The sequence below is a fragment of the Amycolatopsis sp. NPDC051716 genome (genome assembly GCF_040681595.1).
Lineage (GTDB): Bacteria > Actinomycetota > Actinomycetes > Mycobacteriales > Pseudonocardiaceae > Amycolatopsis.
Window position 1 is genome coordinate 18440 of the sequence record NZ_JBFAZA010000002.1, and the last position, 11000, is coordinate 29439.

11 protein-coding genes are annotated in these 11000 nt (G+C 70.6%); 7 read left to right on the forward strand and 4 right to left on the reverse strand.

The genetic code is table 11. The features are described from left to right. Window positions 1–38: 38 nt before the first annotated feature. From AB0M30_RS02210 to AB0M30_RS02230, 5 genes are all read left to right on the forward strand, one after another. Window positions 39–866, forward strand: a complete 828-nt coding sequence (locus tag AB0M30_RS02210; RefSeq protein ID WP_364579578.1) for a PfkB family carbohydrate kinase — start codon at window positions 39–41, stop codon at window positions 864–866. After that, window positions 863–1498, forward strand: coding sequence for a nucleoside/nucleotide kinase family protein (locus AB0M30_RS02215; protein ID WP_013230842.1), 636 nt, complete (start codon window positions 863–865; stop codon window positions 1496–1498). Before AB0M30_RS02210 ends, AB0M30_RS02215 begins: the two co-directional genes overlap by 4 nt. Continuing rightward, window positions 1495–2235 (forward strand): SDR family oxidoreductase, encoded by a 741-nt coding sequence (locus tag AB0M30_RS02220; protein ID WP_364578815.1) that lies wholly within the window; start codon window positions 1495–1497, stop codon window positions 2233–2235. Before AB0M30_RS02215 ends, AB0M30_RS02220 begins: the two co-directional genes overlap by 4 nt. 71 nt (window positions 2236–2306) lie before the next feature. Continuing rightward, the gene (locus AB0M30_RS02225) at window positions 2307–3308 is read left to right on the forward strand and encodes a 2OG-Fe(II) oxygenase family protein (protein ID WP_364578818.1); all 1002 of its coding nucleotides are present in this window, start codon (window positions 2307–2309) and stop codon (window positions 3306–3308) included. Between the two features lie 182 nt (window positions 3309–3490). Beyond that, window positions 3491–3904 carry a VOC family protein gene (locus tag AB0M30_RS02230; RefSeq protein ID WP_013230839.1) on the forward strand — a complete coding sequence of 138 codons (414 nt, stop codon included), beginning with the start codon at window positions 3491–3493 and terminating at the stop codon, window positions 3902–3904. Between the two features lie 89 nt (window positions 3905–3993). Here AB0M30_RS02230 and AB0M30_RS02235 read toward each other — a convergent pair whose 3' ends face one another. The 4 genes from AB0M30_RS02235 to AB0M30_RS02250 form a co-directional block, all read right to left on the reverse strand. Further along, a complete protein-coding gene (locus AB0M30_RS02235) occupies window positions 3994–4668 on the reverse strand; it encodes a DedA family protein (protein ID WP_103337981.1) in 675 nt (224 codons plus the stop codon). A 131-nt stretch (window positions 4669–4799) separates the two neighbouring features. Beyond that, a complete protein-coding gene (locus tag AB0M30_RS02240; RefSeq protein ID WP_364578821.1) occupies window positions 4800–5621 on the reverse strand; it encodes a YceI family protein in 822 nt (273 codons plus the stop codon). Further along, a complete protein-coding gene (locus AB0M30_RS02245; protein ID WP_364578823.1) occupies window positions 5618–8212 on the reverse strand; it encodes an MFS transporter in 2595 nt (864 codons plus the stop codon). The genes AB0M30_RS02240 and AB0M30_RS02245 overlap by 4 nt, the downstream gene beginning before the upstream one ends. Next, window positions 8209–8739 carry a MarR family transcriptional regulator gene (locus AB0M30_RS02250; RefSeq protein ID WP_364578824.1) on the reverse strand — a complete coding sequence of 177 codons (531 nt, stop codon included), beginning with the start codon at window positions 8737–8739 and terminating at the stop codon, window positions 8209–8211. Before AB0M30_RS02250 ends, AB0M30_RS02245 begins: the two co-directional genes overlap by 4 nt. A gap of 187 nt (window positions 8740–8926) precedes the next feature. On the opposite strand from AB0M30_RS02250, the gene AB0M30_RS02255 reads away from it, so the two are divergent. Together AB0M30_RS02255 and AB0M30_RS02260 are read left to right on the forward strand one after the other, a co-directional pair. Beyond that, a complete protein-coding gene (locus AB0M30_RS02255; protein ID WP_364578826.1) occupies window positions 8927–9352 on the forward strand; it encodes a PPOX class F420-dependent oxidoreductase in 426 nt (141 codons plus the stop codon). 73 nt (window positions 9353–9425) lie between these two features. Next, complete coding sequence (locus tag AB0M30_RS02260) at window positions 9426–10817, forward strand: FAD-linked oxidase C-terminal domain-containing protein (protein ID WP_364578828.1); 1392 nt, start codon at window positions 9426–9428, stop codon at window positions 10815–10817. Window positions 10818–11000 lie beyond the last annotated feature (183 nt).

The following is an 11000-nucleotide window of genomic DNA, read 5'->3' on the forward strand; positions in this document are numbered from 1 at the left end:
GCCCTCGGCGGGAAAGAGTGCCTCGGGCCGGAGTGAAGGTGCTGCTGGCGGGCTTGTGCACGGTGGACGTCGTCCAGCGGGTCGAGGAGCTTCCGGCGCCGGGCGAAAAGGTGCAGTCACTGCGGGTGGACGTCGCGGCCGGGGGACCCGCGACGAACGCCGCGGTGACGGCGGCCGCGCTCGGTGCCGAGGCGACCCTGCTGACGGTCCTCGGTGCGCACCCGCTGGCGGCGCTCGCCCGCGCCGACCTCGAAGCGCACGGTGTCCGGGTCGTCGACCTGGCCGCCGGAAACCCCGAGCCGCCGCCGGTCAGCGCGGTCGCCGTCCGTGACCGCGACGGAGAGCGGACGGTCGTCTCGCGCAACGCGGCGGGCTCCGAAGCGACCTGGAGCGGCACGGTCGACGCGGACGTGGTGCTCGTCGACGGCCACCACCCGGGCCTCGCGCTGTCCGTCGCCCGGGCGGCCGGGGACGTCCCGGTCGTGCTCGACGCCGGTAGCTGGAAGCCGGTCCTCGACGAGCTCCTCCCGCTGGTCGACGTGGCCGCGTGCTCGGCGCACTTCACCGCGCCGGAGCCCGGCCTGCACGAGCGCGGCGTCCCGACCGTCATCACCACCGCGGGCGCCGGCCCGGTGCGCTGGTCCACTGCGGACGGCGGCTCGGGTGAGGTGCCTGTCGCGGAGGTCGAAGCGCGGGACACACTAGGAGCGGGCGACGTCTGGCACGGCGCGCTCGCCGTGGCCGTGACGCGCGAACGGACGGTGACGGACCGGATCCGCTTCGCCAACGAGGTGGCCGCCGAACGGGTGCGGCATGTGGGACCGCGGTCGTGGACGACCGCGATCGCAGGAAGGAACAGGACATGACGGCGTTCGACGACCTGCTGGCCAGGGCCGAGGGGCTGACCGTGCGCGGGCAGCGCAACGTGCTCGGCATCATCGGCTCGCCCGCGTCCGGCAAGACCACGCTCGCCTGGGCGCTGGCCAACGCGCTCGGTTCGCGCGCGGCGGTGGTCGGCATGGACGGCTTCCACCTCGCGCAGGTCGAGCTGCGCCGGCTCGGCCGCACCGAGCGCAAGGGTGCCCCGGACACGTTCGACGCCGCGGGCTATTACCATCTGATCCGCCGCCTGGCCGAAGGCCGGGAAACGGTGTACGCGCCGGAGTTCCGCCGCGAGATCGAGGAACCCATCGCCGGGGCCGTCGCGGTGCCGCCGGAGGTCCAGCTCGTCATCACCGAGGGCAACTACCTGCTGCTCCCGGACGACCCGTGGAGCGCGATCCGCCCGCTGCTCACCGAGGCCTGGTTCCTGGCGCCGGACGAGCCCGAGCGCATCGAACGGCTCGTGTCGCGCCACCGCCGCTACGGCCGTTCGCTGGTCGAGGCCCGGCAGCGCGCGCTCGGCTCGGACCAGCGCAACGCCGACCTCATCTCGCAGACGCGCGACCGCGCCGACCTGGTGCTGGAGAACCTGCCGCTGGCGAACTTCGCGATTTGACCCTCGTCGTGACCGGCGGCAGCCGCGGGATCGGCGCGGCGATCTGCGTGCTGGCCGCCGCGCGCGGCTACGACGTCGTCGTGAACTACTCCGGCGACCCGGCGCCCGCCGAGGCCGTCGCCGAGCAAGTGCGTGCCGCGGGACGGCAAGCGCTGCCGTTCCGGGCGGACGTCTCCGACGAGGACGACGTCCGCGCGCTGTTCGCCGCGGCGGCCGGGCTGGGCCCGGTGACCGGCCTGGTCAACAACGCGGCGATCGTCGGCAACACCCCGGGGCGGCTCGAGGACTACGAGGTCGGCGTCGTCCGGCGCACCCTCGACGTCAACGTGACGGGGGTGTTCCTGTGCTGCCGCGAGGCGGTCCGCCGGATGTCGACCCGCCACGGCGGCGACGGCGGCGCGATCGTCAACATCTCCTCGACGGCGGCCCGCACCGGCTCGGCCGGCGAGTGGGTGCACTACGCGGCGTCGAAGGCGGCGGTGGACACGCTGACGCTCGGCCTCGCGCAGGAAGTGGCGGCGGACGGGATCCGGGTGAACGCGGTCCGGCCCGGCATGATCGACACGGGCCTGCACGCGGCCGCGGGCCTGCCGGACCGGATGGCCAGGTACGCGCCGCAGATTCCACTGGGCCGGCCCGGTCAGCCGGCGGAAATCGCCGAGGCGGTGGTGTTCCTGCTGTCGGAGGCGTCGTCGTTCACGACCGGTGCGGTTTTGGAGGTCGGCGGCGGCCGTTGATCCTTGTGAACCGGCATTTCCCGGCTTTCGTGTGGTGAGCGTTCCCGGAACCGCGCGAAAGGTGAACAACAATGCGAACATTCGAGCTGCCCGTTTCGGTGGGTGGGACGACAGTCGATCGGATACTGGGTAAGCAACTGGTCCGGACCTGGGAGGACGACGGAATCTTCCAGGTCGCCGCCACCGCCGAGCAGGACCGCATCACCGGCGAAGCACTCGCCGCGAGCCGGCGGTTCTTCGCGAGATCCCTGCCGGAGAAAGCAAAACTCGTCAGCGACCTGACCTACAGCGGCTATATCGCCTCCGGCGAAGAAGTGACCGCGGGCGAGGCCGACTATTCCGAGATCTTCACGGTGTGCCCGGACATCCCGCTCACCGACACCCGCGTCACCGAAGGCCGGCCGTGCCACGGACCGGTCCCGTGGCCGGACGAGGGCTACCGGACGGCGATGGAGGCCCACCTCCGCGAGGTCGGCGAAATCGGCGAGAAGCTCCTGAAACTCGTCGCGCTCGGGCTGGGCGTGGAGATCGACACGCTGACCCGGCTCACCCGGGACGGCTGGCACCACATGCGCGTGCTGCGGTTCCCGGCCCGGTCCACGACCACCGAACGCGGGATCGGCGCGCACACCGACTACGGCCTGCTCGTCATCGCCGCGCAGGACGACGTCGGCGGGCTCTTCATCCGGCCGCCGGTGCCCGGGGAACCGCGTCGCCGCAACTGGCTTCCGGAAGAGAGCACGGCCGGGATGTACCAGGACGACGAGCCGTGGCACTTCGTCGAACCCGAGCCGGCGGTGTTCACCGTCTTCCCCGGCGACATCATGCAGTTCCTCACCGGCGGCCGGCTCCTGTCGACGCCGCACAAGGTGCGGCTCGCGGACCGGGAGCGGTACACGCTGGCGTACTTCCACGAGCCGTCGTTCGGTGTCACCGTCCGCCCGCTGGCCGGCGGCGACGAGGGCATCCACTACGGCACGCACTTCACGAACATGTTCACCCGCTGCTACCCGGACCGGGTGACGACCAAGCGCATCCACGAGGAGGACCGGATGCGGCTGCTCAGCCAGTGAGTGTCACCGGCGGTCACCATCCGTAAGACGGGTGTGACCGCCGGTAGGTCCCGTCCGCCTGCTGAGACGGCCGGAGACGGCGAGATCACGATCGGACCGGGAACTTGGTCACCTCGGTTTCGGCGATCGAACGCTGTGCAACTCTGGGGAAGCCGCCACCAGAAAGGACGGCTTCGGAAGCCATGGCCAAACTCATGTCCGTGCACCACCTGGCGCTCACCGTGACCGACGTGGACCGCAGTGTGCCCTGGTACGTGCGTGTTCTCGACCTCGAAGAGGTCACCCGGCGCGAAGAACCGGACACGGGGCTGCGCAAGGTCGTGCTGCGGTCCGCCGGGGACGAGTTCTCGGTGGTCCTGGTGCAGCACGCGGACACCGGGCGGCGCGGGTTCGACGAACGCCGGACCGGCCTGGACCACGTCGCCTTCCGGGTGCACTCGGCCGCCGAGCTGGCCGAATGGGAGAGCCGGCTGCAGGAGTTCGGCGTCTCGTACACGCCGGTCGCGCCGTCACGCACCTTCGAAGGCTCGCGCGTGATCGTGTTCCGCGATCCCGACGGCATCCAGCTCGAAATCTGGACCGACCCGCAGCTCTGAAGGTTGTGACATCCCTCGCAAGACTGCTGTGACATCCGGGGCTTCGCCCCGGGCCGGGGGCTCCGCCACCCGGACCCCCGCAAGATTGCTCAGGCGCGGGCGTTGCTGTCGTCCGGCGCGTCCACCGGGCGGCGCATCTCCTGGCGGTAGCGCAGCACGCCGTACCCGGTGCCGAACACGAAGAACGCGATGCTGACCCACAGCGCCGCCGTCTTCAGCCACGGCAGCGCGTCGAGCAGGCCGGCGCCGTAGTAGCCGAGCAGCACCAGCGTCGGCACCCAGAGCAGCCCGCCCAACGTCGTCGCCACCAGGAACCGGCGCTTGTCCATCCGGGCGGCGCCCGCGATCAGCGGGGCCAGCGTGCGGATCCACGGGATCCAGCGGGCCGCCACGATCGCGAAGAAACCCCGGCGGTCCAGGAACCGTTGCGCGCGCTCGAGGTTGTGGCGGTTCAGCACCTTGCCGTCGCGGCGGGCGATCAGCTTCGTCCCGCTCTTGCGGCCGATGTAGTAGCCGATCTGGTTGCCCAGGACGGCGACGATCAGCGCGGCGCCCGACAGGAACCACGCGTTGGCGTCCGAACCGTGCTGCGCGAGCACCACGCCCGCCCCGAACAGGAGCGAGTCGCCGGGCAGGAACAGCCCGACGATCAGCGCGCATTCGACCAGCACGAAGCTCAGCACGATCACCCAGACGAGCAGCGGTCCGGCGGTGTCCAGCCAGCTCACGCCGACGCCCGCGGCCTCGATGCTCACGACGTTCACACCGCGAGCCTACGTGGCCCGGGTGAACGGGCCACGGCGAACGGGCAAATCGAACTCGCCCGAAGATTCGGCTCTCACCAACGGTGAAGGCCCCCTCACCAGCGGTGAGAGGGCCTCCGGAGGAGCGTGCTTCAGAACTGCGGCAAGGTTTCGCCCTGCACAGCTTCGACGTCCAACTCGATCTTCACCGTCGTGCCGACCGCCGCGACGCCGGCGCGGACCATCGCGCTGTAGTTGATCGCGAAGTCGTTCCGGTGCAGCGTCGTCTCGGCGTGGAACGCGACGCGCACGCCGCCCCACGGGTCCGGGCCCCAGCCGCCGTAGGTCAGCTCGAGCTCGACCTCGCGGCGCTCGCCGTGCAGCGTCAGCTCACCCAGCAGCGTCCACGAGTCCGCGCCGCGCTGGCGCAGTCCCGTGCTGGTGAAGGTGATCACCGGGTGCACGTCGACGTCGAGGAAGTCCGGCGAGCGCAGGTGGTCGTCCCGCATCCGGATGCCGGTGTCGATGCTCGCCGCCTTGATCTCGGCGTGCACCGACGACCGCTCGGCCGGGCGGCCGATCTCGATCCGGCCGGAGACGTCCGGGCACCGCGCCTTGATGCTCGCGATGCCCAGGTGCCGCGCGGTCGCGACCACCGACGTGTGCATCGGGTCGATCACCCACGGCCCGGCGGGCGGCAGCTCGATCGCCTCGGCGACCGGGGCCAGCACGACGTCGCCGAGCGAGCCGCTGCCGTCCGAGGCGATCTGGGCCGTCCGCGCGACCGGGGTGTACCCGGCCCCCGTGACGACGGCCGTGTACACACCCGGCGGCAGCGCGTCGGTGACGACTTCGCCGCGGACGTCGGCCGCCTGCCGGGCGACCTGCCGCCCGGCCGGGTCGGTGACGGTGAGCACCGCGTGCTCCACCGCCCAGCCCTCGGCCGTGCGGAAGGTCGCGCGCAAGCCGGTCATGAGCGGTCGACCAACTCGTCGAGGGCCTGGTCGTAGCTCAGCCGGACGTCGTGGTCCGCTTCGCCGCCGGTCAGCTCCACCTGGCTGGTCGCCGGCGGGTAGCCGCTCGCGACCACGGTGTACGCGCCCGCGGGCAGGTCGCTGACCACGTACCGGCCTTCGCCGTCGGTCCGCGCGACCGCCGCCACGTTGCCTTCGGCGTCGAGCACGGTGATCCGCGCGTCCGGGACCACCCGGTCACCCTCGGTGCGCGCGGTGCCGGCGAGCAGCACCGAGCTGGCGAGCTCGACGTCGTGGCGCAGGACGCCGCTGTCGGGCACGGTCAGGGTCACCGCGAAGGGCCGGTAGCCCGCGCCGCTGGCGACCAGGGTGTACGCCCCGGCGCCGACCCCGACGAAGGCGTAGGTGCCGTCCGCGGTCGTGATGAACGCGCCGTTCACCTCGCCGCGGCCGTCGGTCAGGGTCACCGTCACGTTCGGCAGCGGCTGGCCGGTCGAGGCTGCCCGCACGGTGCCGGTCAGCTCGCCGGACCCGGTGAGCGTGACGTCGACCGTCGCCGGCCCGTTGCTGATCACGACGCTGGAGGCCTGGGGCTGGTGGCCGTGCGCCGACACGATGAGCACGTACGCGCCCGGGCCCTGGCTGGGCACCGAGTAGCTGCCGTCGGGGGCCCCGGTGGCCCGCGCGACCTGGCGGCCGCGCTGGTCGATCAGGGTCAACGCCGCGCCGGAGACGTGGCTGCCGTCCTGGCGCCGGACGTGACCGGTCACCGGCAGGCCACCCGCGCCGACCGGGGTGTCGACCTCGGAGTCCGCGACGGAGTTCGTGATCGGCATCGGCAGCGCGCCGGAAACGGCCTGGTAGTCACCGTGCCCGTTGGTGCTCAGCGCGTGCTTCCCGCCGCCCACGAGAGCGGGTTCGCGGTCGACCGGGCGCACCGGCTCGACGATCTCGGTCGGCGCGTCCGCGAAGTCGTCCTCCTCGAGCAGCGCCTCGCCGCCCTCCATGGCCGCCGCGGCCGGGGCCGCGTTGGTCAGCGGGATCTCCTTCATGAACAGGAGGACCACCGTGGCCAGCAGGGCCACCGCACCGGCGATGTAGAACACCGTGGTGATCGAGTCGGTGAAGCCGATCAGGATCGGCGTCTTGATCGCCTCCGGCAGGGACTGGATCACGCTGGTGTTCTCGGACAGGTTGCCGACGCTCGCGCCGGCGCCGGCCGGCAGCTGCCCGCCGAACGCCTTCGTGATGTTCGGCATCAGCGTGTTGAACAGGACCGTCAGGAAGATCGCGACACCGGCGGTACCACCGATCTGGCGGAAGAACGTCGCCGACGCGGTCGAGACGCCCATGTCACTGCGCGGGCCCGCGTTCTGCACCGCGATGATCAGCGTCTGCATGCACTGGCCGAGGCCGAGGCCGATGATGGCGGCCGCGACCAGCGGGTGCCACACCGGCGAGTCGTATTCGACCTGCGCGAAGAAGAACGCACCGGCGGCGATCATCAGGGTGCCCACGATCGGGAAGACCTTGTAGCGACCGGTCTTGCCGGTGATCCGCCCGGAGACGATCGAGCTGGTCATGATGCCCGCCATCAGCGGCAGCATCAGCAGCCCGGATTCGGTCGGCGTGTAGCCCTGCACGACCTGCATGAACTGCGGGATCATGGTGATCGCACCGAACATCGCGACACCGACGATGACACCGCCGATGATCGCCACGGTGAACGTCGAGTTCTTGAACAGCCGCAGCGGGATCAGTGCGGCGTCCTTCATCCACCGTTCGACCGCGATGAACGCGATCACGCCGACGCCGCCGACGACGTAGCAGAGGATCGACTTGCCGTCGCCCCAGCCCCACTTCTGGCCCTGCTCGGCGACGATCAGGAACGGCACGACCGCGACGACCAGAGCGAGGGCGCCCCACCAGTCGATCTTGTGCTTCTGCGGGATGTGCGGCACGTTCAGCACCCGGGCGACGACGAACAGCGCGAGGATGCCGATCGGGACGTTGATCAGGAAGACCCAGCGCCAGCCGTGGATGTCGTAGCCGAAGATGCTGCCGGCGTGCTCGATGCCGGCGAAGAAGCCGCCCAGCACCGGGCCCAGCACGGTGGACAGGCCGAACACCGCGAGGATGTAGCCCTGGTACTTGGCCCGTTCCCGTGGCGGCACGATGTCGCCGAGGATGGTCATGGCCAGCGACATCAGACCGCCGGCGCCGAGGCCCTGCACCGCGCGGAACGCGGCCAGCTGGTACATCGACTGCGCGAAGGCCGAGGCCAGCGAACCGGCGACGAAGATCGTGATCGCGGCCAGGTAGAACGGCTTGCGGCCGTAGATGTCCGACAGCTTGCCGTAGATCGGCGTGACGATCGTCGAGGTGATCAGGTACGCCGTGGTCGCCCAGGCCTGCAGGTCGAAGCCGTGCAGGTCGTTGGCGATCTTGACGATCGACGTGCCGACGATCGTCTGGTCGAGCGCGGCGAGGAACATGCCGCACATCAGGCCGCTCAGGATCGTGACGATCTGGCGGTGGCTCAGCCGTGGTGGTTCTTTCGCCACGACTGGTTGTTCGACGGTGGTGCTCATGCGTTGGCCCCCTTGGCCGGTGCACTGGCGGACGCGTGCGCGTCGGCCAGCTGTGGAGAGTGGTTCTCGATACCTGTGTTGAGCCGGCCGAACAGGCGGTTCAGGGTCTGGATCTCCCCGTCGGTCCAGTCCCCGAGCACCTCGGCCAGCCATTGGTTGCGGTTCTTGCGGTTCTCTTCGAACACCCGCATGCCCTCGGTCGTCGGCGCGAGCAGGCAGGCGCGCCCGTCTTCCGGGTCGGCCTGGCGCTCGACCAGCCCGTGTTGCACGAGCGAGCTCGACTGCCGGCTGATCGTGGAGATCTCGGAGTGGAGCGACTCGGCCAGCTTGCTGGTGCGCTGCGGGCCCTCGTGGATGAGGGTGAAGAGGATCGCGTACGCCGCCCGCTCGATGCCGTCCGGACCCTGCTTGGAGACCTGCGACTTCGCCTTGTTGATCAGCCGGACCAGGCGCACGAGCTCGTGCCCGAGCTGGTCGGCGAGATCCAGCTCGGCCGTGGGCCGGGTGGCGGCGTTGTTCGGTGCCATGGTCATCCTTCACGGCGTTGGTTGGCGGCTGCAACTAGTTGCCTCAGGCAAGGATGTGCCTTCACTAGCGGTTATGCAAGCGGAGTACCTCGTGATGTGGCAGAACACACTTTAGTTGTCGTATGCAAGCAGATTTCTCCCGGGTTGCCGCCGGAACAACGCCGCCCTTCGCGGGTTGAGAAGGGGTATGACTGACGACACAGCGTTGCAGGACTTTCTCGCCGCTCACCGCCACGGCGTCCTCGCCACGATCCGCCGCGACGGCCGGCCGCAGCTGTCCACCATCACCTACCTCCATGACCCGGAATCGGCGACGGTGATCGCGTCGATCACCGAGACGCGGGCGAAGACGAAGAACATGCGCCGGGACCCGCGGGTGACCTTCCACGTGGGCAGCGAGGACGGCTGGAGCTACGTCGTCGTCGAGGGGCGCGCTTCGCTCACGGCGCCGGCCGCCGCACCCGACGACGACACGGTGGAAGCGCTGGTCGACTACTACCGGCGCGCGGCGGGCGAGCACCCGGACTGGGCCGAGTACCGCGCGGCGATGGTCACCGACCAGCGGGTGCTGCTGACCGTCCACGTCGAGAAGCTGCTGGGCCTGGTCCGCTGACCCGCTGCTCCGTTTCGGCTGGTTTCGAAAGAAGATTTCCGCACTGCGGACTGTCCGGGCTTACGATGAGGCCATGAGCAACGAAGCTTTGGTCACCCGGCTCCGGGACCTGCTCGGCAAGGGCGCCGTGCTCACCGACTCCGACGTCACGGCTTCCTATGCGCGCGACATGATGCCGCTGGCGCCCTCGGGCACGCCGCTGGCCGTCGTCCTGCCCGCGAACGCGGCGGAGGTGCAGGCCGTCGTGAAGGCGTGCGCCGAGGCCAAGGTGCCGATCGTGCCGCGCGGCGCGGGCAGTGGCCTGTCGGGCGCCGCGAACGCGATCGACGGCTGCGTCACGCTGTCGCTGACCAAGCTGAACGAGATCGTCGAGATCGACGCGGGCAACCGGCTCGCGGTCGTGCAGCCGGGCGTGGTCAACCTGGACTTCCGCAACGCCGTGGAGAAGCACGGCCTGTTCTACCCACCGGACCCGTCCAGCTACGACTGGTGCACGATCGGCGGCAACCTGTCCACCAACGCCGGCGGCCTCTGCTGCGTGAAGTACGGCGTGACGACGGACTCGGTGCTCGGCCTGGAGGTCGTCCTGGCCGACGGATCGCTGCTGAAGACCGGCCGCCGCACGGTGAAGGGCGTCGCCGGCTACGACCTGGCGCGGCTGTTCGTGGGCAGCGAAGGCACGCTCGGCGTGATCACCCAGGCCACGGTCCAGCTCAAGCCCCTGCCCCAGGCCCCGGCGACGCTGGTCGCGGGCTTCAGCACCACCGAAGCGGCGGGGGAGGCCGTCGCCCGGGTGGTGCGCGAAGGTCTCGTGCCGTCGTTGCTGGAGATCATGGACGCGTCCTCGATCAAGGCGTCGGAGGCGTACCTGAAGACCGACCTGGGCGCGGGGTCGGACTGCCAGGCGCTGTTGATCGGCCAGTCGGACGCGGGCGGCGAGGTGGCCCGCCGCGAGCTGGCGGCGCTCGAGCAGATCTGCCTGGACTGCGGCGCGGACCTGGCGTACACCACGGAGGACCTGGAGGAGGGCCGGATGCTCCTGCACGCCCGCCGCGTGGTGCTCACGGCCCTGGAGACGTACGGGCTGTGGCTGACCGACGACGTCTGCGTGCCGCGGACGCGGATCGCGGAGCTGATCCGCGGCTGCGAGAAGATCAGTTCCGAGGTGGGCCTGCGCATCGCGGTGGTCGGCCACGCCGGCGACGGCAACATGCACCCGACGATCGTCTACCAGCCGGACGACCCGGATGAGTTCGAGCGGGCCCAGCGCGCGTTCGACGAGATCCTCGAGGTGGGGCTGGCCCTGGGCGGCACGGTGACCGGCGAGCACGGGGTGGGGAAGATCAAGCGCGAGTGGCTGGCCCGGGAGATCGGGCCGGTGGGGCTGCGGGTGCACCAGCAGATCAAGCGGGCGCTGGACCCGGAGAACCTGTTCAACCCGGGCTCGATGTTCTCGATGACCTGAGGTTTTCGGCACCCCGCGCCGCGCTCGCAGAGGTCCCCGCCCGGGGGACCCCTGCTTTTACGTTACCGCGAGGGTCCGACAGTTTCGGCCGGCCACACGTGCGCGGAACCTCGGCCGCCGGGTTCGCGCGAAGGTCGCGAATGACTCATTCGGGACCTCCGACGTCCCGAATGAGTCATTCGC

Bases quoted from the DNA above. Each gene is read 5' to 3' on its own strand.
- AB0M30_RS02260 (WP_364578828.1), top strand. From the start codon at position 9,426: ATGAGCAACGAAGCTTTGGTCACCCGGCTCCGGGACCTGCTCGGCAAG.
- AB0M30_RS02215 (WP_013230842.1), top strand. From the start codon at position 863: ATGACGGCGTTCGACGACCTGCTGGCCAGGGCCGAGGGGCTGACCGTG.
- AB0M30_RS02225 (WP_364578818.1), top strand. From the start codon at position 2,307: ATGCGAACATTCGAGCTGCCCGTTTCGGTGGGTGGGACGACAGTCGAT.
- AB0M30_RS02250 (WP_364578824.1), bottom strand. From the start codon at position 8,739: ATGGCACCGAACAACGCCGCCACCCGGCCCACGGCCGAGCTGGATCTC.
- AB0M30_RS02255 (WP_364578826.1), top strand. From the start codon at position 8,927: ATGACTGACGACACAGCGTTGCAGGACTTTCTCGCCGCTCACCGCCAC.
- AB0M30_RS02245 (WP_364578823.1), bottom strand. From the start codon at position 8,212: ATGAGCACCACCGTCGAACAACCAGTCGTGGCGAAAGAACCACCACGG.
- AB0M30_RS02230 (WP_013230839.1), top strand. From the start codon at position 3,491: ATGGCCAAACTCATGTCCGTGCACCACCTGGCGCTCACCGTGACCGAC.
- AB0M30_RS02240 (WP_364578821.1), bottom strand. From the start codon at position 5,621: ATGACCGGCTTGCGCGCGACCTTCCGCACGGCCGAGGGCTGGGCGGTG.